Raw genomic sequence first — 23,655 nt, forward strand, 5'->3', positions numbered from 1 at the left:
GTCTGAAAACACTGACTTGACTCAGCTTTTTGCTTTTAGTGCGGAAACGCACCTGGACATAGCAAAATCTCCCGGAATTCCGGGATACCCGCAATGCGGGATAAATTCATGTGTCAAGTCTTCGGGTTTTCAGTTCCCTATTGATCGTTGCGTATACGACCAAACTTACACTTTAAGTGATAAAGTAATTTCAGAAGATTGGCAAGAAAAATCAACACAATCTCAAAGACTATAAGATTGGGTATTTTTTTAAAAAAGTGCGCGAAATATGGATTATAAATCGCGTTTTTTTTTCCTATCAAAATATCGATAAAATTTGGATTTTTGGTTTGCACTTCAAGCCCCCCTCCGGTTACGAGCGCCCTCGCATTGGTATTCCGGGAGTCTGAAAACACTGACTTGACTCAGCTTTTTGCTTTTAGTGCGGAAACGCACCTGGACATAGCAAAATCTCCCGGAATTCCCGGATACCCGCAATGCGGGATAAATTCATGTGTCAAGTCTTCGGGTTTTCAGTTCCCTATTGGTCGTTGCGTATACGACCAAACTTACACTTTAAGTGATAATTTCAGAAGATTGGCAAATAAAAATAGTTTTTATTTATAAACTTTATTTTTTAATGAGAGGCTTTCCGTCTCTCTAACTCTCCGGAACGCTCACCAAAATCATGAGATCAGACCCGCGTTTAATGAGGGGACTAACAATCCTAGGTTCTTAAGGTCAAGGAGACCATTACATGGCGCCTAACGGCGTCCTTGACCCCCAGAACTTAACGGCTTGTTTTGTCCCTCTCACGCGGCTCCGAAATCATGATTAGAAGGGGAGCTTATAGGGGTGGTGATATCCGGCATATCAATTTATCAACGTGTTTTTTTAGAGTGTGATGAATATTTTAGGCTGGATTTTTTTGTCGCGTTTGATGAAATAATCTCGTTTGAGGGTGGGTGATCTGAAGTGCTTGGGGGAGATTGGCTAGGCAAGAAGCTGGGTTAATACTATTGTTTATAGAGTGGCGTGGGGTGGAAGTTTCATTTGGCTTTATTCTGTGAATCTGTAAAAGCGTGAAAACGTAAATGTGCAAAAAAGGAAAGGCTTTATGTTGTTAGGGGCGTTGTGGTTAATGATACGCAATGTATGGGGATCGTGTTTTCGAAGGTAGGGAGAGAAACATAAATGAAAGGACTGGCTTAGAGGAAATGTGTGGAGAGAGGGAAAATGGGGCAAGGGTGTACGGGAATACATAGAGTGTGGAGGGGGGCGGTGAAGCATGTTGTGAATGGTGTGTAAAGAATGGACAAGGTTTTGAAAAAAGGAGGGGGCTTTTGGTGTGGGGAATGGTGTTTATCTGAAGGGCGCATGTTTAAGGTGTGGAAGGCGGAAGGTGAGGAAAAGTTGGAGGGAGGAGGATTGTTTGTAAGTTGTGGAGGGATTAGTCAGAGGTATTGGGAAAATGCTTTAGGGGAAAAATTAGCGTAATTTCTTGTCATACTGAAACCAAAATCATCATAAAAATTGAAGGAAATTAGCGGGTAAAATTGGTGGAGAGAAAGTTTTGATTCTTAAGGTGTGAGGTGATGTTTTTTGAGAACATGAGAGAGTAAACTTGAAAAACCTTTCCCTTTTTGTGGAATTTTTATTCACAAACTTAAGAAAATAGGGTATGAACGCTGGAAATAACGCGCAGCTTAACAAAATATGTGCACTGTAAAGGAAATGTTTGTTTATGTCAAAAGAAGAAGTTTTAGAATTTTCTGGTATCGTTACTGAACTCTTACCTAACGCGATGTTTCGTGTGAAACTGGAAAATGATCATGAAATTATTGCCCATACCGCTGGTAGAATGCGGAAAAATCGTATACGGGTGTTGGCCGGTGATAAAATCATGGTGGAAATGACACCTTATGATTTGACAAAAGGGCGTATTACATATCGCTATAAGTAGCCTCGTGGGTGGCTTGTGCTTTTTTCTAAAAGCTATCATATTATTTCTATTATTTTTTAACAGTTTTTTAGTTTGCTTTTCATGAGTGAAAAAAGGGAAGTATTTGAAGGTCCTTGAAAAACTGTAAAATCAATGCAAAAAAAGGATAAGGAGATTAATGGTGCTTAAAAGGGGGTGCTTAAAAGGGGGTGCGTAAAAGGGGGGTGAGAGGGAAGTCAATTGTGAAGGGGTGGAAATGAGAAATATAAGAGAGTGGGGGGAAAAACGTTTGGCAGATACTCTTACAGAAGAAATTCATTTGGTGCTTGCCTCCGCTTCGCCAAGGCGTTTAGCGCTCTTGGCACAAATAGGGATTGATCCGCAGCAGGTTTATGCAAGTGATATTGATGAAACACCAAAATTAAAAGAACATCCTGCAAAGCTTGCCAAACGTTTGGCAAAAGAAAAAGCGCTGAAAGCCCAAGAGATTTTGCGCTGGTACAGTCAGAATGGTCAAGATGAGTTGCAGAATGGTCAAGGAAAATTACTTGGACAGAAAATGATTATCTTGGCGGCTGATACGGTGGTGGCTGTGGGGCGCACCATTCTCCCCAAACCAGAGGGTGAAGATGAGGCTTATGAATGTTTGCGATACCTTTCTGGGCGGGCGCATAAGGTCTATGGCGCCATTTGTGCGCTCAATGAACATGGAAAAATAACCGTAAAATTGGTTGAAAGTCGTGTCCGTTTTAGACGCTTAACTTCTGCCATGATGAAGGCTTACCTTGCTTCTGGTGAATGGGAAGGGAAAGCTGGTGGCTACGCTATTCAGGGAAAAGCCGGTGCTTTCGTTGCCCATATGGCTGGTTCTTATTCTAATGTTGTGGGTTTGCCTTTGGCTGAAACAGTTGATCTCTTGACCGCTTATAACTATCCACTTTTCACGCTCTGGGCTGAAGAAATGCATTAGAAAAACTTTAGGGCAAGATCAATGCAAGGTGAAAAGCAACAAAAAGAGAAAAACAAAAATGAAAAAAAAGGAACAGAAGAAAAATTAATGAAGGAGCAGATGACAAAGGTGCGCCAAGAAAAAAAAGAGCTCAATTTGCAAAAAGAGACTCGACCACCGCATCCTTGTCCTATTTGTGGTCAGATGTCACAAAAATCTTCTTATCCTTTTTGTTCCACACGATGCCGAGCCATTGATCTTAATCGTTGGCTTTCAGGCGCTTATATTTTACCACCTCCACCGCAGAAAAGTGATGAAGAAGAATAAAGAGTTCTCTTGAGGAGAGAACGCTTAGAGCGTTTTTTGTGTGGGAGCTGAAGGGGAGGCGCGCGGGATTATCGTAAATGAATTCAAGAGATGGATTAACGGCTTGCTTATTGTCATCATTCGTAGAGACGCAGATTAAGTTCAATCAATGATGAAAAATTTAATACATATCTAAGACTTAGCATCAGTGGTTTTGTTACCATTGATAATTATAAATTGCTTTGTTGCGGAAGGTTGTTGGTGCCTTTAGGGTGGGAGGGAAGCATTGATCATCTCATCAGTATTGCGAACGAAAAAGAGGGGGTGCGTGTTTTGGTGCAAATAGACGGGGCAATAAAAAATCGCTTGTTGGTGCTTTGTTGCGGGAAGGTTGCTGATGCCTTTAGGGTGGGATGGAAGCATTGATCATCTCATCAGTATTGCGAACGAAAAAGAGGGGGTGCGTGTTTTGGTGCAAATAGACGGGGCAATAAAAAATCGCTTGTTGGTGCTTTGTTGCGGGAAGGTTGCTGATGCCTTTANTGGGGCAATAAAAAATCGCTTGTTGGTGCTTTGTTGCGGGAAGGTTGCTGATGCCTTTAGGGTATGAGGGAAGAATTGATAGTTCAATTAGTATTGCTAAGGAAAAAAGAGGGGGGCGTGTTTTGGTGCAAAGAGACGGGGCAACAAACAATCGCTTGTTGGTGCTTTGTTGCGGAAGGTTGTTGGTGCCTTTAGGGTGGGAGGGAAGCATTGATCATCTCATCAGTATTGCGAACGAAAAAGAGGGGGGGTGTGTTTTGGTGCAAATAGATGAGGCAACAAACAATCGCTTATTGATGCCTTTAGGGTGGGAGGTTGTTGATGCCTTTAGGGTGGGATGGAAGCATTGATCATCTCATCAGTATTGCGAACGAAAAAGAGGGGGTGCGTGTTTTGGTGCAAATAGACGGGGCAACAAACAATCGCTTATTGATGCCTTTAGGGTGGGATGGAAGCATTGATCATCTCATCAGTATTGCGAACGAAAAAGAGGGGGTGCGTGTTTTGGTGCAAATAGACGGGGCAACAAACAATCGCTTATTGGTGCTTTTGCTGGGTAATGGCATGGTGTCATTTGGGGGTTGGATTGATTATATCGTGATTTTGACCGTATCTGTGTTTACTTGGAAAGCTGATCAATATGATGTCGCTTTTATTGGAGCGGCAACATTATTACCGGGTATCGTTCTGTCTAAGCCAATTGGAATGTTGGTCAGTCACCGTTCTATGATCCATTGGTTGCGGGCGTCATTGCTGTTACGGGCGTTATGTACTGTCGGTTTATTGCTGGCGACGAGTTTGCAAGGATTTATTATATTGGCAGTTATTCGAGCGACATTCAATAGTCTAGCCATGCCTGCAATTTCCGTTCTTAGTGCAAATTCTGTGCCTGAAAACGGACGGACTCGTTACTATTCTGTGCTTAACATGATCAATAGCGCAGCAAAGATGATAGGACCTGCTTTGGGGAGTGCTCTGTCTGTACTTTTATCAGATACCTATACTTTATTATTTTCTGGATTTTTGACATTGCTAGGCTTTATTGTGTTTTGTTGTATTGGTGCACAACCTGTCTCGTCACTCATGATAAAAACAGCGAATACCATAAAATCAAAGCATAGGCTTTATGGGACAACTTGGTATGCCTATGTGGCGGTGATGTTTGTGTATTTTGCCATGATCTTTATGGTGAATAATCAGTTGCCGGTTATTCTTAGTGCAATGAAAATGAATAAACAGACTCTTGGAATGCTGGTATCTGCTTCAGCGATTGGTAATTTTCTCTATGGGTTTTGGCGTGTGAAACAATCAAAGCATAAACCCCTTACAGGCAAAATATCGGAGTTGTTAATGCCGGCAATGTCAACAATGATTGGTTTTGTCATGATCTCAGTGTGCTTTTTTTACTTTGATTTACTCCGTATTGAGACTTTGTTGCTTTGTTTTTTCCTTATTGGAATGGTTAGTGCTTACTTTTCCATATCTTCTAATGTTTATCTGGTAAGCAATTTCAATGAACAGATTGGGGTGGCTTCCGGATGGGTGCAGTCTATACAAAATTTAGCGATGTTGGTAGCGCCATTTGTTGGAGCGTTTGTTTTAGGTCACACTTCGGCTGGAAAATTGTTCCTTCTTTCTGGATTGAGTGGATTATTCTGTTTCTTGGCTATCAGGATATTGGTGAACCGTTCTTTGTCTATTATTCGTTCTCAATGATTGGCTCATCAACGAAACAAATGTTTTAAATCATTTTTCTGAGGTTTAGAGGACGTGGAGATAATCCAACATAGAGCAGCTTTTTCAACGTTATAGATTCAATTTTTGATTTTTACTTAACCGCTCATATTTTTGTTTTTTTTTCGGGGCTTTGCCTTTTTGACACTGTTCTACCGTCTCGTAAACTCAATAGGGGGCATGGTTTTGAGCGATAATGTCATTTTTGTTTAACTCCGCTTTGCTACGAATAGTCAAACTTAAAAACTCAGCTGCTAATCCTCAATCAGCTTGGCTTGAAGCAATAATGGAAACAGAAAACAAACTATAGTGTAAATTATCTTATATGCCATAAAACATCACTCTTGGAGGTATGGTGATATCAGGTATGGGAAACTTTAGGCGGGGGTATGTTAATTGTTGCTCTTTTTCCTAATCAGAAATTAACCATAAGATTGCTTTTTGTTTTTTTGGCTGGAGGTCTCTAAAGTTTTTCAAAAGAGTGTGTTCTTTTTCGCTATAGGTTTCTTGATCACGGAGTGGGGTATTTTCTTTTGTTGAGATATCTTCTTTTGTAGCAATGTCTGCATAAAAAAAGCTTATAGGAACTTCCAGTTTTTGGGCGATTTTGAGTAAACATCCTGCGCTTACACGATTGAAGCCTTTTTCGTATTTTTGGATTTGTTGAAAACTGACACCTAAATGGCTTCCTAATTCTTTTTGGGAAAGGCTCATTGAAATGCGTCTGTGGCGGATTCTTTTGCCTATCAGAATGTCGATAAAATTTTGATTTTTGGTTTGCACTTCAAGCCCCCCTCCGGTTGCGAGCGCCCTCGCATTGGTATTCCGGGAGTCTAAAAGTACTGAGCTTAATCAGCTTTTTGCTTTTAGTGCGGAAACGCACCTGGACATAGCAAAAGCTCCCGGAATTCCGGGATACCCGCAAAGCGGGATAAATTTATGTATTAAGCTTTCGGGCTTTTAGCTCCCTATTTGATCGTTGCGTGGACGATCAAAAACACGTGCTTATCAATAAAGTAATTTCAGAAGATTGGCAAGAGAAATGAAAATAATCTCAAAGATTATAAAATTGGGTACTTTTTAAAAAAGTGCGAAATATGGATTATAAATCGCGTCTTTTGCTTAATCAGAAATGTCGATAAAATTTGGATTTTTGGTTGGCACTTCAAGCCCCCCCTCCGGTTGCGAGCGCCCTCGCATTGGTATTCCGGGAGCAACAAGTACTGAACCCTAGTCAGCTTTTTGCTTTTAGTGCGGAAACGCACCTGGACATAGCAAAAAACTCCCGGAATTCCGGGAAACCCACAAGAGTAGGCTCAATTGTACGCTAGGGTTTAGGACCTGTTTTCCCTGTTGATCGCTGCGTAGACGATCAAAATGACACTTTAAGTGATAAAGTAATTTCAGAAGATTGGCAAGAACAATCAAAAATTTTCTATTCTGTTATGCCATAAAACGGCGCTATTTGGAGGGGTGTGATATCAGCATATCAATATTCACATTTAGGCGTTTTTTAGAGTGTGTGATAAATGTTTTAGGCTGGACTTATCTGTCTAGTCTAATGAAACAGTTTCGTTTGTGGGGTGGGTGATAACTATACAAAGTGATCAGTAGGGGGCCTTTGAGATAAGAAGTTGGATTGTTTACAGAACAGTGTTTATCGAGCGGTGTGGGGTGGTGAGCCTTTCGTTGGCTTTGTTCTGTAAAGATGTAAAAGCGTAAAAATGTGTTTGTGAGAAAGGAGTGGGGGCTATGTGTTGTGTGTGTTTTTGTCATGGTGAGAAATGTGGCGAGATAAATGGGGGAAAGAGTCTGTGAATGGAAGTTGGGAGGAAGAGTGCTGTTAAGTTGTGAGTGTGTGACGGGAGAGCAAAACGGGAAGGGAGAATGGAGAGAGTGCGCATGGATAGGAGGAGAGTGTTGGTAAGGCGGTGGTGCAAAGAGGTGCGTGAAGGAATGGTGATTTAAGGAGATAGAGCTTGATTTGTTGAGCCTGATGAAGTGCTGTCGTTTGAGGAGGGGAGTCTGAAGACGGGGGACTAGGCAAAAAGCTGGGTTCTTTTACAGAACAGTGTTTACAAAGCGGTGTGGGGTGGTAAGCCTTTCCTTGGCTTCGTTCTGTAAAGATGTAAAAGCGTAAAAATGTGTTTGTGAAAAAGGAGTGGGGGGCTATGTGTTGTGCGTGTTTTTGTCATGGTGGGCTTTTGTCTGACATCGATGGGAGCATTGGGGGTGAAGAGACTGTAATAGTGGGGCTAGGCCGGTTGGGGTTGGGCTGGTGGGGAAGCTGGGCTGGTGGGGTTGGTGATGGTGGGGCGTATAGGGGAGTTGCGGTTTTTGTTTAAATTGATAGCGTATTTTTTCCCCCCTCTTGCTATGAGGCGTGTAAAAACCCATATTCTTTTTAGCACTACGGTTCTTCTTCATGCGGCATCATTTGCGGTGTTTTGTGGGGGGTGGGCTGTCCTTTGAAGATGTCTCTTTTGTGGAATGTTGGGGGAATTTAAAGTGCGGTGGTGGCTTGAGATTTAAGGAAAAAAAATGAATTTGGAAAAATATAGCGAACGCGTGCAGGTTTTTTTACAATCAGCACAAAGTGGTGCCCTTGCTTCTGATCATCAGCAGTTTTTGCCGGAGCATCTGTTGAAAGTGTTGTTAGACGATTCTCAAGGATTGGCAGCATCACTGATCCAAAAAGCGGGTGGTGATCTTACTCTTATTCGAAAGGCGCTTAACGAAGCACTTGATGCTTTGCCTAAAGTGCAAGGGGGGAATGGACAGCTCTATCTCTCTCAGCCGTTGGCAAAAGTCTTTAACATGGCGGAAGATTTGGCGAAAAAAGCCGGTGATCAATTTGTGACCGTTGAGCGTGTGTTGCAAGCGCTGATCATGGAAAAGACCGCAAAAACTGCTGATATTCTTACAAACGGAGGGTTGACAGCGCAGGCGCTTAATGAGGCTATTAATGATTTGCGGAAAGGAAAAACAGCAACAAGCCCCCATGCCGAAAGCCAATATGATGCTTTGCAAAAATATGCCCGTGATCTCACAAAAGATGCCCGTGAAGGAAAACTCGACCCTGTGATTGGGCGGGAAGAGGAAATCCGCCGCACTATTCAGGTGCTTTCACGGCGGACCAAAAATAATCCTGTGCTTATCGGTGAGCCTGGGGTGGGGAAAACAGCTATCGTGGAAGGGTTGGCATTGCGCATTGTTAATGGCGATGTGCCTGAAACTTTGCGGGATAAACAGCTTCATGCGTTGGATATGGGAGCGCTTATCGCTGGTGCAAAATATCGTGGGGAATTCGAAGAGCGCCTCAAAGCGGTGTTGGCAGAGGTGCAAGCTGAAAATGGGCAGATCATTTTGTTTATCGATGAATTGCATAATCTCGTTGGGGCTGGAAAATCTGACGGTCCTATGGATGCTTCTAACTTGTTAAAACCTGCTCTTGCACGCGGAGAACTCCATTGTGTGGGGGCTACTACGCTCGATGAATATCGAAAATATGTCGAAAAAGATGCTGCTCTTGCACGCCGCTTCCAGCCTGTCTTTGTGCCGGAACCCTCTTTAGAAGATACTATTTCTATCTTGCGCGGTATTAAGGAAAAATATGAACAACATCACAAAGTGCGCTTGGCTGATAGTGCTTTGATTGCGGCGGCGCGTTTGTCTAACCGCTATATTACGGATCGCTTCTTGCCGGATAAAGCTATTGACCTTATCGATGAAGCGGCGGCACGGTTGCGCATGCAGGTCGATTCAAAGCCGGAAGAACTCGATGCTGTTGATCGGCGTATTTTACAGTTGAAGATCGAACGGGAAGCTTTGAAAACAGATGTCGAGCCAACAGCAAAAGAACGTTTGGAAAATGTGCAGGAGGAACTCAAAACATTGGAACAACAGTCCGCTGAGATGACAAGTGCTTGGCAGGCTGAGAAACAAAAATTAGGGCATGCTGCTGATTTGAAAAAACAACTCGAAGAAGCTCGTAATGCTTTGGCTATTGCACAACGTGATGGACAATTCCAACGCGCTGGAGAGCTCGCTTATAGCGTTATTCCTGAACTCGAAAAACAATTGAGTATCGCGGAAAATGATGATCAACAAAATCACCTCGTTGAAGAGACGGTTACTGCTGAACATGTGGCGCGGATTGTTTCACGCTGGACCGGTATTCCTGTTGATCGAATGCTGGAGGCAGAACGGGAGGCGCTGTTGCGTATGGAAGATGAAATTAGCAAACGTGTGATTGGGCAGGGAGAGGCTGTTCAAGCTGTTTCTCGCGCTGTACGCCGTGCGCGCGCAGGGTTGCAAGATCCCAATCGCCCGCTTGGCTCTTTCATGTTTTTGGGTCCTACCGGTGTGGGAAAAACCGAATTAACCAAAGCACTTGCCGCTTTTCTTTTCCAAGACTCCAATGCCATGTTGCGCATCGATATGTCGGAATATATGGAAAAGCATGCTGGGGCGCGGCTGATTGGGGCGCCACCTGGATATGTTGGATATGAAGAGGGTGGGGTGCTGACCGAAGCTGTACGTAGAAGACCTTACCAGGTCATTCTATTCGACGAAATTGAAAAAGCACACCCTGATATTTTTAATCTCTTGTTGCAAGTGTTGGATGAGGGACGTTTGACCGATAGTCAAGGACGTACCGTCGATTTTCGCAATACCTTGCTGATTATGACTTCTAATCTTGGTGCTGAATTTTTAACTGCTTTGCCTGAAGGGCAAACCGTTGAGCAGGCAAAAAATGATGTTATGAATGTCGTTAAAGCGGCTTTCCGTCCTGAGTTTTTAAACCGTATTGATGAGATTATTCTCTTTCAAAGGCTGCAACGTCACGATATGGAAGCGATCGTCGATATTCAGATAGAACATTTGCAAAATTTGCTCAATGAACGCAAAATAACTTTGCAAATCGAGCCAGAAGTGAGAAAATTTCTTGCCGATAAGGGCTATGATCCGCTCTATGGTGCGCGTCCGCTTAAACGGATTATCCAAAAAGAAATTCAAGATCCACTGGCGGAAAATATCTTATTTGGAAAAATTCATGATGAGACAACGGTGAAAATTACAAAACAAGGAGATCGGTTGGAATTTTTGCCTGAAGATTAAGTGTGGAGAAATTCACGCTATAAAGAGCGGTGATAATCCTATTATGTGATAAAACACCGCTCTTTGAGGCGTGCTGATTTAGAAAAATTCACTATGAAACAGCGGTGTTTTATCGCAAAGCAAAGGGAATGGTCGGTGTTTTTGCATGTTAAATCAGCGTTCTCGAATATCGTAGGATTCTTTTACTTCTGTTTGTCGTGAAAACTATTTTCTTGCAATGTTATAAGTGAAGTCACAAGCGGGATTGCTTTATTGCTTTATTGCTTTATTGCTTTGTGCGTAAAAGCGTTAAAGAGAAATGCTGTTTATTCGCCGTAAAACATTGCTCTTTGAAGGGGTGTGCTGGTTTGAATTCGACTTAAGGGGAATATGAATGGAATGATGTTGATCGTTGCGCTTTTGCTTAATCAGAAATCAACCACAAGATTGCTTTTTGTTTTTTCGGCTGAAGTTCTCTAAAGTTTTTTAAAAGTGCCTGTTCTTTTTCGCTATAGGTTTCTTGATCGTGGTGTAAGAGAGTTTCTTTTGTTGAAAGATCTTCTTTTGTGGCAAGGTCTGCATAAAAGAAGTGTATGGGGACATCTAGTTTTTTGGCGATTTCTAGTAAACATTTGACACTTACACGGTTTGAGCCTTTTTCGTATTTTTGGATTTGTTGGAAACTGACACCTAAATGGCTTCCTAATTCTTTTTGGGAAAGTCCTATTGAAATGCGTCTGTGACGGATTCTTTTACCTATTAAAATGTCGATAAAATGTGGATTTTTAGTTGGCACTTCAAGCCCCCCTCCGGTTGCGAGCGCCCTCGCATTGGTATTCCGGGAGCCTGAAAGCACTGACCTCGAATCAGCATTTTGCTTTTAGTGCTCATCGCACCTGGACATAGCAAAATCTCCCGGAATCCCGGGACACCCACAAAAGTGGGTTCATTCTTATGTATCGAGGTTTCGGGCTTTCAGTTCCCTATTGATCGTCGCGTATACGACCAAACTCACCCTTTAAGTAATAAAGTAGTTTCAGAAAATTGGCAAGAGAAATGAAAATAATCTCAAAGACTATAAGATTGGGTACTTTTTAAAAAAGTGCGAAATATGGATTTTGGGTTGGCACTTCAAGCCCCCGCTGGGGGCGAGCGCCCTCGCATTGGTATTCCGGGAGTTAAAAACACTGACTTGACTCAGCTTTTTGCTTTTAGTGCCAAAGCACCTGGACATAGCAAAATCTCCCGGAATCCCGGGATACCCGCAAAGCGGGATAAATTTATGTGTCAAGTCTTCGGGTTTTTAATCCCTATTGATCGTTGCGTAGACGACCAAAATTACACTTTAAGTGATAAAGTAATTTCAGAAGATTGGCAAGAACAATCAAGAATTTTCTATTCTATTATGCCGTAAAACACTGCTCTTTTAGGGGGAGTGAAGAGCTAGAATATTTGAGGGCAGGGCTTGATTTGTTGAGCCTGATGAAGTGCTGTCGTTTGAGGGGGGGGTGTCTGAAGATTGTAAGGGTACTAGGCAAAAAGCTGGGTTCGTTTATAGACTATTGTTTATAGAGCGGTGCGGGGTGGTGAACCTTTCGTTGGCTTCGTTCTGTAATGATGTAAAAACGTATATCCGTAAAAGTGAAGTGGGGGATTTGTGGATTATATATTGTGCGTGTTTTTGGTCACTTTGGGCTTTTGGGGGCGTGGAATGTGGTGCGAGAATTGGGGGGAAGTGTTTTCGTGAATGGAGGGGGAAGCTGGGAGGAAGAGGGGTGTTCAGTTGTTAAGTGTGTGATGGGAGAGAAAAGGGGGGAATGGAGGATGAAGAGAGTGCGCATGGATAAGAGGAGAGTGTGGGTAAGGCGGGTGTTGCAAAGAGATGTGTGATGGATGGCGGCTTAAGAAGATAGGGCTTGATTTGTCGAGCCTGACGAAGTGCTGTCGTTTGAGGAGTGGGTGGGTGTAAGCTTTATTTTGTGGGGAAAGCTGCTTTTTGTCGTGGGATTGTAGACTAGTGCTGGTTGGGAATTTTCATTCTTTGAGACGTGGGTTGGAAGTCAGTGTACTAATATAGCAGATTTTGATCTCATAATTTTTACATTCTTTCTTTTTTTAAAGCAAATAAGCAAGAAAAATTAATATATTACTTGATATTGGTCTAAATGCTTATATCAAGAGGAGTATTTCTTTAAAAATTTTTACTTAACTTATTAAGCGATTTATTAGAATAAAAGACTCTTCTGAAGTTCATATCACCAATTGTATCGAAGGAAGTGTAACTTTAAGTGTAGAAAAGTTTAATATCGGATGGTTGATATGAATTTGTTTTTAAAAAAGAGTCCATTAGCTCTTTTTTGCTCTCTCTTTATTTCCAAAGTTGGTGATTATGCTTATGAAGTTGTTTTTATTTTACTGGTCTTAGAATTAACAGATAACACCTTTTTTACAGGTCTTGTGTATTTTTTTCGATTTATCCCTTTTCTCTTTTTTGGCCCTATAGGAGGTTGGTTAGCGGATAATTTTTCTTTGAAGAAAAATATGATCTTAAGTGAAGTTGTTAGATTATTAGCTTCATTGTTTGTTTTTATAACTTATATAACAGGTACGGCACATATCATTGTTCTTATTTTTGCAGCAATATGTACAACGATAGGAAGAAGTATTTTCCAACCAAGTTTTCAAGCTGCTATTCCCAGAATGTTTTCAATAAAAGATCTTACAAAAGCCAATAGCATTGCTCAAATTATCATGGAAACGGCAGCCGTCATTGGCCCTTTGGTTTGTTCCATACTGCTTTTTTTAGCAAATAAATCGGCAGTACTCATTTTTGATTTTTTTACCTATTTTATATCTATTATCATGTTATTTAATCTCATGAATTTAAATTCAAGCGAGAATAAATCATTCAATTTTATAAAAATTTATCGAGACACAGCTTCATATCTTAAATATATTTCTACAGAAAATAATAATTTATTTATTACGCTCGTTGGCTCGTCGTTTGCTATTCTCTTTACGGGTGCAATTTTAAGATTTTTAATTCCAGCTTTTGTTCTTTTTGTGGGGGGAGAGGAAAGCTTTGTGAGTTATATTTTTTCTCTCATGGCTGTTGGAACTATTGTTGGTGGTTTGTTATATAGTAAAATTATATTAAATATTACTTCGTTGAAGCTCATGATATTTTGGCTTCTTTATGGGGTTATTCTGTTTGTTATGCCCTTAGCTGCAGAAATTTATTTAAAATTCCTTCTCGTGTTAGCATTTGTTTTAGGATTTATTGGTGCCTTTGTGGATATTGGTTTAGTCTCAGCTATTCAATTATATTCTCGTCGTGAAGATTTTGGTAAGAGTTTTGGAACCTTTTCAACTTTAGCAAACTCTGCGGAAGCAATGTCTGGCTTTATTGCTGGACTTTTGGCTCTCGTGGGATTGTTAAGCTCTTTTTTAGCGATGTCCGCATTAATTATTTCCACCGGAATTATTGGCGTTGTAAAAATTAAGAAAAATAAAGAGTTAACACCCCTTAACACGACAGTCGATGACGACCATTGATATATTTGATATCTCCATGCCGTTTCTTTTTTCTAAAGACGGTTTGCTAATTATCTTATTCATGAGGTAAAAACACAGCTCTTTGAAGGGGGTGATCTGAAACGAATGAGTGGTCAGTGGTGGAAACTTGCTAGGCAAGCATTTGAATTCTTTACAGACCGTTGTTTATAGAGTGGTACGGGGTGGTGAACCTTTCCTTGGCTTTGTTCTGTAAATGTGGAGAAGCGTAAAAATGTGAATCTGTAAAAGTGAAGTGGAGGATTTATGGGTTCATATATTGTGCATGTTTTTTGTCATGATATGGAGGGGTGAGAAGGATTGGGGGGAAGTGTCTTCGTGAATGGAGGGGAAATGAAGGGTGCTGTGCGTTGGTTTATGTAATGCAACACACCATGAAAGTAAGTATACATATACTATATGCTTTACATGTGTTTTTTCGTACTTTTAACATATATATTTTGTGTCTTAAACATAAGCTTTGAGTACTATGAGAGATGGTGGTCGTTTTTTAAACAAGCGAGAAAGTGATTAACTAATGCTTGATAGTAAAGCAGTATGTTGTTAAGGCTATTCTTTGAAAGGATGCTCTTATTTCTGGTGTAGGAGCTTCTCAGAAGAGAATACAATTAATAGGGGAGTTAAGATGTCAAAATATTTATTTCCGTTACCGCTTGTATTGGTGGCTGGTTGTGCATCTATCAATAATTATTCATCAAGTTATGTCAGTCCAAATATTACGAAAGATGATAAAATTAATTGCTAACGATTTTGTTCGTAATCTTAAAAAACCTTTACCGCACGCTACAACAACACTTATTGTGAAAAAAAATAAAACAGAAGACAACTTTACTCCTGTATTTATTGATCTCTTGCGACGGAATGGATATAACGTGATCTATACAGATCAACCAAACAAACAGCAAAATGGTGTAATCTTGACTTATCAAATAATGCCAATAAAGACAGGTATTCTGTCTATGGTTTCTTATGATGAGGTTGGAGTAACGCGTTATTATTTCCGTACTTATAATAGATGAAACCCCTTTGCCGGTTTGTCTCAAAGAAGTAGATAATGAAGAAATGTGTTTCAGGGGAAGTGTTGGGATTAAATTAATCAATAAAAATTTGCAGATATGAAAATTGCATATTCAGACGACAATTATTCGTCGTCTCGTTTACAATTTCAGTGTTGTAACGAAGAAAGATGTCGTTTTATCTGTTTGCAATCCTTCATGTTCTGTCTCAATTATATAGCGCTTTTATCGTTTCTGTCTTATAGAAAATTACTTTCTGTTCTACGGCTCTATATGCCAATCTAATAGTCAGATCTAAACAATCAAATTCATATGAACTCTTTACAGAAATCTGTTGTTTGAGATTGTTGGAAAGGTGTTTTGTTTTTATCAAATTGTCGCGTGGTGGTTTGGGGGGTTCCTTTGGCTGCGTTCTGTGAAGATGTAAAAGCGTAAAAATGTGAATCTGTAAAATGAAGCGGAGGATTTATGGATTTATATATTGTGCGTGTTTTTTGTCATGGTATAATGATAAATCCATTGAGCACCCCTATCTTTACACTTATGAAGAAGCAAGCTGGGTATTATCATTATATTTGCTAGCCCCTAATGTTGTGACAGCTCTTGGAAAGGTTCATAAGAGCCATTTTACTCCTTTCTTAATAGTTTTACACGGGCTCTCCTCGCTTTTAACGTGGAAGCGAATGATTTTGATTGATTCAACATGGGAGGGATTTGAAATGAGAGAATCTTACGATATTCGGAACTCTCAATCAATATAAATAATGCTAAATTATCATTATAAATCAATATATTGTTATTGTATGGAGTGGTGAGAAGGATTGGGGGAAAGTGTCTTCGTGAATGGAGGAGAAAGTTGGGATGAAGAGTGCTGTTGAAGTGCGTTTTCTGGAGAAGAGTGTGTGGGGAATGGCTGTGAACAGATTGCAGAGCTGATGTGTAAAGAGATGTGAAGAGAGAAAAATCGTGGTGGGCGTTTATATTCTATGCGGAGCTTAACAATTATAGTTGCATCTATATTTGTATGGGGGATATCCGTGAAATGGGTGTGAGAAGCATTGAGAGGTGTTTTTTTAGTAAGCGGGTGGAATGAGCAATACAATGAAATCCTATTTAGAGGGGAAATCCTATTTAGAGGGGAAATCCTATTAGAGGGGAAATCCTATTTAGAGGGAAATCCTATTTAGAGGGGAAGCCTATTTTAGCTCTTGTTGTTTTAGACATTGTGTTTTGTATGAGGGGCATTTTGCAGGAAAAGTGTTTTGAGGGATGTGGCTCCCTTAAAGAAAAACACAAAAATATCAAAAGAAAAATATAAAAACTTGACAAGGTAAATGTAAAAAGGTATCATAATGATACAATCGGAATTGTGCGTTTAAATCAGAAGAGATCTTTTGATAAGATTCTGTGAGAGGGGTGGGGATGTTTTTCCAAGGTTTTGGTGTTTTTATCCTATTTTGAAGTTTGTTATCCTATGATGTCGTAAACCGGTGCCTAAACCGTTTTTTGAGATGTGGTGATATCAGGCGGGCAAGGCTTTAGGCAGAGGGGAACATTGGCAACGGATGTCGATTGATGCGCTTTTGCCTAATCAGAAATTAACCACTGTCTAATTAGAAATCAACCACAAGATTGCTTTTTGTTTTTTCGGCTGGAGCTCTCTAAAGTTTTTCAAAAGGGCGTGTTCTTTTTCGCTGTATGTGTCTTGATCGTGGTGTAAGAGAGTTTCTTTTGTGGGAATATCTGCTGTTAAAAGGTCCGCATAAAAAAAGTTCATAGGAACCTCTCGTTTTTTAGCAATTTCGAGCAAACACCCCGCGCTTACACGATTTAAACCTTTTTCATATTTTTGGATTTGTTGAAAACTGACACCTAAATAGCTTCCTAACTCTTTTTGAGAAAGACCCATTGAAATGCGTCTATGACGGATTTTTTTACTTATTGAAATGTCATTAAAATGTGGATTTTTGTTTGCAATTCAAGCTCCCCTCCGGTTGCGAGCGCCCTCGCATGAGTATTCCGGGAGGTTGAAAGAACTGAACTCAAATCAGCTTTTTGCTTTTAGTGCTCATGGCACTTGGACATAGCAAAAACTCCCGGAACTCCGGGATACCCACAAAGTGGGGTAAATTAACGTTTGAGTTTTCGGGCTTCAACTCCCTATTGATCGCTGCGTAGACGATCAAGGCACCTTTTGAGTGATAAAGTAATTTCAAGGGATTGGCAAGAAAAATCAAAATAATTTCAAAGACTATAAGATTGGGTACTTTTTCAAAAAGTGCGAAATATGGATTTTGGGTTGGCACTTCAAGCTCCCCGCTGGGGGCGAGCGCCCTCGCATGAGTATTCCGGGAGTTAAAAGTACTGAGTTCAGTCAGCCTTTTGCCTTTAGTGCTGAGAAGCACCTGGACATAGCAAAAGCTCCCGGAATCCGGGAGATACCCACAAAGTGGTATCGATTTTTATGTACTGAACTTAGGGCTTTTAACCCCTCTTGGTTGTTGCGTGGACGATCAAAAACACAGAACTATCAATAAAGTAGTTTCAGAAGATTGGCAAGAAAATTAAAATATTTTTTAGTCTGTTATACTGTAAAATAGGGATGTTTGGGGGCGGTAATCTGATGTTAGTAGGGGAATTTATTGGGCAAGAGGTTGGATGATAGTTTAAAACCGGTGCGGGGTGGAAGCTTTATTCAGCAGAGGAAAATTTGCTTTTTGAAGCCGAATTGTAGATCAGAGCTTATCTGGCGTGTTTGATGAAACACCATTCTTTGAAGTGTGGGATAGCCATATGAAATAATCAGCAGGGAAATCTGATAGACGAGAAATCAGCTTGTTGACAGACCCGTGTTTACAGAGGGGCGTGGGGATGGCGGTTTTTGAGTTTCATTTGGCTGCGTTCTGTAATGATGTAAAAGCGTAAAAATGTGAATCTGTAAAATTATGCGGAGGATTTGGGCTTTATGTGGGCTCTTATCTTTTTGGGTGTGTCCCATTTTTTAATTGTTGAATGCTTGGCAAATTTTGTTGCTGATTTTTATGTCATTTTTTGTGTTTGAGGTTTTGGTTTCTCTTTAGTTGGAAGGAACATGATGATGGTAGATGAACATTGTCTTCCCTTACGTCGAAGAGGGCGGAAAAAAGGGGCTTTAAATAAAACAACAAAGCGATTTAATGAAGCTCTTTTGATAGCGGCGGAGCAGGCTGGATATCACTATGGTGAAGATGGGCTGGTGTCTTATCTTCAGTATCATGCTCTCAATAATCCCGTACCGTTTTTTTCGCTGCTGGCAAAAGTGTTGCCTCTTCAGGGGGCTGGAGAAGGGCAGGTTAAAACAGTTTCGCGTATTGAGATTGTACCAGTGAATGCAAAAAATAGCGAACCGGAGAAGTGTGATACCTCGATAACTGAGGCTTGTGATATTGAAAAATGTTAGGCTGAGGTGGGTGATGTGGGGTGATGTCTTGGAAGGGGGCTGCTTTGGTGATTGCCTATCTTGAGGGAATTGAAGCGGAGGCTATCGTGCTTGTGGGCGCTCGTGATACTGGGAAGGGGCTTTGGTGAATGATGCCGTAAGGGCCCGTGTGCTGGAGGGGATTTGGTGCAGGGTATTTGTGTGGTGGATATGGAACAGTGTTTTGATAGGTGAGGGCATGAAACTTGAGAGAAGTGTTATGCTTGCGGGATACATGTGTTTTGGTGGGGGTATCTTGGGGGATAGACAAGTGTGAGGATTGGTGATGCTTGAGAGGGCATGATATTGGAGGATATTGGGCTTTGGATATGCCCGAGAGCTATGTGCTGAGGCTATGATTTGGGTGGGGGATACCGTGCTTGTGGTTGGGGGGATGACAGGCGCGGTGTTTGAGGGGCGGTGATGGGGGAAAATAGGGACCCCTTGGAGATAATGATTTTTGGGGGGATAGGGACTTTGGGGCGCATAGGTGTGGTCAAGGGGATCTCATGCAAAAAAGTGAAATTTATTGAATATTAGGATGAAGGAAGGTAAAGCGCTGCTTTTGAGAAGGGCGTTTTTCGTTCAATTGCTCTTTTCCTTCAATTGCTCTGGGATAATTAAACTTGGGATAAGCAAAAGAGTGAAGCGCAATTATTGCTAAAATATGAAAATTTATAATGACAACTGTTCAGAAAATTTCTCAAAAAATTGAGCAGAATACGGCTCAAGTGGCTCTTATTCCAAAGCTTATTCCTGTCTTTACTGGAAATGCCGATGTGCGAGCCGCTTGGGGAGGACGCGGTTCTGGAAAAACACGTTCTTTTGCTTTGATGTCAGCTGTGGTGGGATATCGCCATGGAATGGCTGGAGAACGCGGTATTATTCTTTGTGCACGGCAATTTCAAAATTCTCTTAATGAAAGTTCTTTGGAAGAAATTAAACGCGCTATCGAAGCTTATCCTTTTTTACAAGACTATTATGAAATCGGCGATAAATATATTAAGTCAAAAGATGGACGGATTGTCTATGTGTTTGCTGGGCTTGATCGCAATATCGCAAGTATTAAATCAATGGGGCGCGTTTTCCTTTGTTGGGTCGATGAAGCCGAGCCCGTGACTGAGACTGCTTGGCAAACACTTATTCCAACTTTGCGCGAAGAAGGAAAAGATTGGAATGCAGAATTATGGGTCACATGGAACCCGTGCCATGAAAATGCAGCCGTGGAAAAACGTTTCCGAAATGTCGATAATCCTCATATCAAAGGGGTGGAAATCAATTGGCGTGATAATCCGCAATTTCCTGAAAAACTCAATCGTGATCGAATGGACGATTTGCAGCAAAGACCAGAGCAGTATAACCATATTTGGGAAGGCGAATATCTCCAAGCTGTCCAAGGGGCTTATTATCAGAAATGTCTTCTCGAAGCCGAAATGGAAGGGCGGATTACCACTGTTCCACGTGATCCTTTGATGCAGGTGAGAATCTTTTGGGATATCGGGGGAACAGGCGCAAAGGCTGATGCTACCGCATTGTGGGTCGCGCAGTTTGTTGGACGGGAAATCCGAGTGCTCGATTATTATGAAGCCCAAGGTCAACCTCTCTCAGAACATGTGGGCTGGGTCTTTCAAAGGGGATATGAAAAGGCTCTTATGGTTTTGCCTCATGATGGCGCAACAAAAGATCGTGTCTATAATGTGAGTTTTGAAAGTGCCCTTCAACAAGCCGGTTTTCAAACCAAAATAATTCCTAACCAAGGAACAGGCGCTGTGAAAATGCGTATCGAATCCGTAAGGCGGTTGTTTCCTGCACTATGGTTTAATCGTGAAACGACATGTGCGGGCAGAAAAGCGCTTGCTTGGTATCATGAAAAGCGCGACGAACAGCGCAATATCGGACTAGGCGCTGAACATGATTGGGCAAGCCATGGGGCCGATGCCTTTGGACTGATGTGTGTGGCTTATGAACAGCCAAATGCTAGAGCGCGAAAAAAACCTTATCGCTCGTTTCACCATTCTCAAACTTCATGGATGGCTTTTTAATGAATAGTTCTACAGATTCTTCTTTTAATCAAATCGAAACGCTTGAAAATCAAGCTCTCTTTAAAAAACTCGTGGGTTGGTATCAGGATGATATTGATCATGTCGAAAAATGGCGAAAAAATGCCCAAGAAGATTACGATTTTTATAATGGACGGCAATGGAATGAGCAAGACTTGGCTGTCTTGCACGAACAAAACAGACCGGTTATGACTTTTAACCGTATTGCGCCTTTAATTAATGCCGTGATTGGGGCTGAGCGCAATAATAAAAGGCAAGTTCAATTTATTCCACGACAAGAAGGAGCAGCCTTTGCAAACCAGATTTTGACAGGGGCGGCTGAGTGGTTTCGTGATGAAGCTGACGGGGAATACGAAGATTCCGATGCTTTTCAAGATGCAATTATTTGCGGAATGGGCTGGACAGATACACGCCTTGATTATGAACAAGATCCACAAGGAAAACCAATCATTGCGCGTTTAGACCCGATGAAAATGGTGTGGGATGCAAGTGCTGTCAAGTCTAATCTTATTGATGCACAACGCTTATGGTATATTGATGAAAAACCCCTTGCTGTGGCGCAGGAAATGTTTCCCCATGTTCATTGGAGTGACCTTAATGCTGATTGGGTTAAACATCAGAGTTTTTTACATTCAACCAGCGATGGGATGACACAAAGTTATCAGTCCGAGAGGGGGTATCAAGGAGAAGAGGGGAGCGGCTATCAACGTCCTAAAATGGTGACATTGGTAGAATGTCGCTGGTTTGAACGCGAGGTGGTTTATAAAGTTCTCGAGCCTCTAAGTGGAAAGTTTGTCGATTATTCAGAGCAGGATTTCCAAAATTTAAGCAAAACCTTTCCTCATGTTCAAGCAACAAGGTTGAACAGAAAAATTGTCAAACGGGCATTTTTAGGTAGAAAGCTGCTTGAAGCGCCTGATAAGCCCTTGGTTCCACCCAATCAATTGGGATGGGAGTGTATTACCGGTACTTTTGATAAGTTAAGCCGGCAATTTTATGGAATTGTGCGCCCTACAAAAGATCCGCAACGGTGGGCAAACAAATATTTTAGTCAAGTGATGCATTTGCTCAATAGCCAATCAAAAGGCGGAATTATGGCAGAGCGCGATGCTTTTGATGATGATCGACAAGCCCTCGAGAGTTGGGCTAGAGCCGATAGTATTACTTGGTTGAAAAGTGGGGCGGTGTCTGGGGGAAGAATCCAGCCTAAACCCATGGCACAATTTCCGCAAGGGTTTTTCCAATTGTTTAATGAAGCAAAGAGCGCTCTCGAACAGGTGACGGGGTTGTCTTCTGAATTTATTGGGACGCGAGCTGTCAATCAGCCTGGCATTCTTGAACAACAACGGCGACAATCGTCACTTAATCTTTTGGCTTCCTTTTTTGATGGGTTGCGTCGATATCGGCAACGACAGGGAAAAATTATTCTCTATCTTATTCAAAATTATCTGTCCGATGGGCGGTTGGTGCGTATTGCTGGTGATGAAAATGCCCAGTATGTGCCGCTGACACGCGAAATGGTGACAAGTTTGGAATATGATATTGTCGTGGATGATGCACCAACAAGTCTTAATGAAAAAGAGCGTACTTTTGCACTGATCATGCAATTGCTGCCTTTGATGCAAAATTTTACAACGCCTGAGATTATGCTCGATCTCTTACGCTATTCGCCTTTACCAGCTTCACTTATTCATAAAATTGCGATAAAGGCGCAAAACTCTTTTCAAGAAGAGCAAAATGCCTCAGCGCAGATGGGGGATAATGTGGGGACAGAGCAGATAATGCAGATGTTGCAGACACTAAAGGCTCAACAATAGGACACTTTGTCATGCGTGACTTCTGATAAACGCCATATATCATAAATTGCTTATCGATTTTTGTAGTGCATGGGCTCCCTTTTCTTAAAAGAACTGTTTTATAGGGCAGTGTTGTTGGGGGAACGCAAGGTAGAGAGGGAGGCTTGCCGTCATGTGGGGTGAACATGGTGGGGAATGCTGGTGCTAAATGATGAGAGAGCATTGAGGGGATAAGTGCTTATGGGGCTGTTTTATCTGAAAAATTTTATTTTATTGTTAAAAAAAAGAGAAGGCTAATGTCATGGATCAAGAACACTTAACGCCGGCAGAACAAAACCAATTGAAACAAGATTTTCTGGTCTCAACACAAGAGGGAGAAAATGGTGAAATTGGAAGAGAAGAAAAAACTCTTGAAGATAATTTTCAAGGGCAAATGCTTCAACAACAGGACTCTTCGCAAAAGGCTGGAAAAGAGGTTCAAGGGGGCGAGGATGCTGCGCCAGATCCGCAAAAAGACTTTATGGGCTATATGCAATGGTTGGGAAAAACACTCCAAAAACAAGGGCTTGTACATGAAAAACAACAACCTTCTCTTGCTCGCGAAGCAGAACAGTTGCATGCGTTTTTTCAGCAGTCTGTTGCCAGTGTTAAACAAAAGCATCATGATTTTGATCAAGCAGCTGATTTTATTTATGAAACACGGGCTAAACAATTGGCAGCTTGTGCTTCGCTCTATCCTGAGATGGCCGATCCCAAAAATATTGATGCGTTGATTGGTGATGAGTTGAAGCAGATCTTGCGCGATTGTGCGCAAAAAAATCAAAATCCGGCTGAAGTGATTTACTCTATTGCACAAAAAATTGGCTACACAAATGTTCCCAATAACATGGGTGAAAATTTACAGGAAAGACACAATTCTGCACGTACTCTTGCTGCTTATAACGGCTTGACGCCAAATGGGCCGATTTCTTTGGATATGCTTGATAAAATGTCAGAAGCAGAGTTTAGCGCTTGGGTTTCTGATCCTAAAAATAAAGCCGCTTTTAATCGTTTAATGGGGGGAAGAGAATTTTAAAAACAAGAATGTGAGGGGGGTGCGGGAACGTTAAGAGGCTTTTAGCGCAGAAGAATGCGGGGGAGTGTTTTTTTCGGGAACGTTAAGAGGCTTTTGGCGCAGAAGAATGCGGGGGAGTGTTTTTT

At 41.4% G+C, this 23,655-nt stretch carries 21 protein-coding genes and 1 pseudogene; 18 read left to right on the forward strand and 4 right to left on the reverse strand.

The window, feature by feature from the left end; all coding sequences use genetic code 11:
- From ACFILU_RS01060 to ACFILU_RS01095, 8 genes are all read left to right on the forward strand, one after another.
- Nucleotides 1-235: hypothetical protein (locus ACFILU_RS01060; protein ID WP_375674395.1), on the forward strand; the 235-nt coding region annotated here is incomplete at its 5' end.
- A gap of 1,055 nt (nucleotides 236-1,290) precedes the next feature.
- Complete coding sequence (locus ACFILU_RS01065; RefSeq protein ID WP_375637696.1) at nucleotides 1,291-1,476, forward strand: hypothetical protein; 186 nt, start codon at nucleotides 1,291-1,293, stop codon at nucleotides 1,474-1,476.
- 247 nt (nucleotides 1,477-1,723) lie between these two features.
- Nucleotides 1,724-1,942 (forward strand): translation initiation factor IF-1, encoded by a 219-nt coding sequence (gene infA / locus ACFILU_RS01070; RefSeq protein WP_004857577.1) that lies wholly within the window; start codon nucleotides 1,724-1,726, stop codon nucleotides 1,940-1,942.
- A gap of 235 nt (nucleotides 1,943-2,177) precedes the next feature.
- Nucleotides 2,178-2,891, forward strand: a complete 714-nt coding sequence (locus ACFILU_RS01075; protein ID WP_375674396.1) for a Maf family nucleotide pyrophosphatase — start codon at nucleotides 2,178-2,180, stop codon at nucleotides 2,889-2,891.
- A gap of 21 nt (nucleotides 2,892-2,912) precedes the next feature.
- Nucleotides 2,913-3,197 carry a DNA gyrase inhibitor YacG gene (gene yacG / locus ACFILU_RS01080; RefSeq protein WP_375674397.1) on the forward strand — a complete coding sequence of 95 codons (285 nt, stop codon included), beginning with the start codon at nucleotides 2,913-2,915 and terminating at the stop codon, nucleotides 3,195-3,197.
- Between the two features lie 240 nt (nucleotides 3,198-3,437).
- A complete protein-coding gene (locus ACFILU_RS01085) occupies nucleotides 3,438-3,602 on the forward strand; it encodes a hypothetical protein (RefSeq protein ID WP_375674398.1) in 165 nt (54 codons plus the stop codon).
- Nucleotides 3,603-3,769: 167 nt separating this feature from the next.
- Nucleotides 3,770-4,069: a hypothetical protein gene (locus tag ACFILU_RS01090; RefSeq protein ID WP_375674399.1), complete on the forward strand. Its 300-nt coding sequence runs from the start codon at nucleotides 3,770-3,772 to the stop codon at nucleotides 4,067-4,069.
- Nucleotides 4,041-5,435, forward strand: a complete 1,395-nt coding sequence (locus tag ACFILU_RS01095) for an MFS transporter (RefSeq protein WP_375674400.1) — start codon at nucleotides 4,041-4,043, stop codon at nucleotides 5,433-5,435. The genes ACFILU_RS01090 and ACFILU_RS01095 overlap by 29 nt, the downstream gene beginning before the upstream one ends.
- Nucleotides 5,436-5,864: 429 nt before the next feature.
- Here ACFILU_RS01095 and ACFILU_RS01100 read toward each other — a convergent pair whose 3' ends face one another.
- A complete protein-coding gene (locus ACFILU_RS01100) occupies nucleotides 5,865-6,236 on the reverse strand; it encodes a helix-turn-helix domain-containing protein (RefSeq protein ID WP_375674401.1) in 372 nt (123 codons plus the stop codon).
- 1,015 nt (nucleotides 6,237-7,251) lie between these two features.
- Here ACFILU_RS01100 and ACFILU_RS01105 point away from each other — a divergent pair.
- The 3 genes from ACFILU_RS01105 to clpB all read left to right on the forward strand — a co-directional run bounded on the left by ACFILU_RS01105 (nucleotide 7,252) and on the right by clpB (nucleotide 10,574).
- Nucleotides 7,252-7,380, forward strand: coding sequence for a hypothetical protein (locus ACFILU_RS01105; protein WP_375654323.1), 129 nt, complete (start codon nucleotides 7,252-7,254; stop codon nucleotides 7,378-7,380).
- A gap of 244 nt (nucleotides 7,381-7,624) precedes the next feature.
- Nucleotides 7,625-7,798: a hypothetical protein gene (locus ACFILU_RS01110; RefSeq protein ID WP_375674402.1), complete on the forward strand. Its 174-nt coding sequence runs from the start codon at nucleotides 7,625-7,627 to the stop codon at nucleotides 7,796-7,798.
- A 196-nt stretch (nucleotides 7,799-7,994) separates the two neighbouring features.
- Entirely contained in the window at nucleotides 7,995-10,574 is a 2,580-nt protein-coding gene (gene clpB, locus ACFILU_RS01115) for an ATP-dependent chaperone ClpB (protein WP_375674403.1), read from the forward strand.
- A gap of 403 nt (nucleotides 10,575-10,977) precedes the next feature.
- Here the strand turns inward: clpB and ACFILU_RS01120 are convergent, their stop codons facing one another.
- Nucleotides 10,978-11,349 carry a helix-turn-helix domain-containing protein gene (locus tag ACFILU_RS01120; protein ID WP_375674404.1) on the reverse strand — a complete coding sequence of 124 codons (372 nt, stop codon included), beginning with the start codon at nucleotides 11,347-11,349 and terminating at the stop codon, nucleotides 10,978-10,980.
- 315 nt (nucleotides 11,350-11,664) lie between these two features.
- On the opposite strand from ACFILU_RS01120, the gene ACFILU_RS01125 reads away from it, so the two are divergent.
- The 3 genes and pseudogenes from ACFILU_RS01125 (at nucleotide 11,665) to ACFILU_RS01135 (ending at nucleotide 15,145) form a co-directional block, all read left to right on the forward strand.
- The gene (locus ACFILU_RS01125; protein WP_375674405.1) at nucleotides 11,665-11,967 is read left to right on the forward strand and encodes a hypothetical protein; all 303 of its coding nucleotides are present in this window, start codon (nucleotides 11,665-11,667) and stop codon (nucleotides 11,965-11,967) included.
- Between the two features lie 905 nt (nucleotides 11,968-12,872).
- Entirely contained in the window at nucleotides 12,873-14,108 is a 1,236-nt protein-coding gene (locus ACFILU_RS01130) for an MFS transporter (protein WP_375674408.1), read from the forward strand.
- A 643-nt stretch (nucleotides 14,109-14,751) separates the two neighbouring features.
- A pseudogene (locus ACFILU_RS01135) lies at nucleotides 14,752-15,145 on the forward strand (hypothetical protein).
- A 1,606-nt stretch (nucleotides 15,146-16,751) separates the two neighbouring features.
- Here the strand turns inward: ACFILU_RS01135 and ACFILU_RS01140 are convergent.
- Nucleotides 16,752-17,120, reverse strand: coding sequence for a helix-turn-helix domain-containing protein (locus ACFILU_RS01140; protein WP_375666979.1), 369 nt, complete (start codon nucleotides 17,118-17,120; stop codon nucleotides 16,752-16,754).
- A 64-nt stretch (nucleotides 17,121-17,184) separates the two neighbouring features.
- The gene (locus ACFILU_RS01145; RefSeq protein ID WP_375674406.1) at nucleotides 17,185-17,448 is read right to left on the reverse strand and encodes a hypothetical protein; all 264 of its coding nucleotides are present in this window, start codon (nucleotides 17,446-17,448) and stop codon (nucleotides 17,185-17,187) included.
- A gap of 788 nt (nucleotides 17,449-18,236) precedes the next feature.
- On the opposite strand from ACFILU_RS01145, the gene ACFILU_RS01150 reads away from it, so the two are divergent.
- The 4 genes from ACFILU_RS01150 to ACFILU_RS01165 all read left to right on the forward strand — a co-directional run bounded on the left by ACFILU_RS01150 (nucleotide 18,237) and on the right by ACFILU_RS01165 (nucleotide 23,530).
- Complete coding sequence (locus ACFILU_RS01150) at nucleotides 18,237-18,581, forward strand: hypothetical protein (RefSeq protein WP_375674409.1); 345 nt, start codon at nucleotides 18,237-18,239, stop codon at nucleotides 18,579-18,581.
- A gap of 698 nt (nucleotides 18,582-19,279) precedes the next feature.
- Nucleotides 19,280-20,641 carry a PBSX family phage terminase large subunit gene (locus tag ACFILU_RS01155; protein WP_375674407.1) on the forward strand — a complete coding sequence of 454 codons (1,362 nt, stop codon included), beginning with the start codon at nucleotides 19,280-19,282 and terminating at the stop codon, nucleotides 20,639-20,641.
- Entirely contained in the window at nucleotides 20,626-22,476 is a 1,851-nt protein-coding gene (locus ACFILU_RS01160; protein ID WP_375659832.1) for a portal protein, read from the forward strand. Before ACFILU_RS01155 ends, ACFILU_RS01160 begins: the two co-directional genes overlap by 16 nt.
- A 280-nt stretch (nucleotides 22,477-22,756) precedes the next feature.
- Nucleotides 22,757-23,530: a hypothetical protein gene (locus tag ACFILU_RS01165; RefSeq protein WP_375637709.1), complete on the forward strand. Its 774-nt coding sequence runs from the start codon at nucleotides 22,757-22,759 to the stop codon at nucleotides 23,528-23,530.
- Nucleotides 23,531-23,655 lie beyond the last annotated feature (125 nt).

Origin of the sequence: Bartonella sp. CL100XZDX, assembly GCF_042195375.1 — a bacterium.
GTDB lineage: Bacteria > Pseudomonadota > Alphaproteobacteria > Rhizobiales > Rhizobiaceae > Bartonella.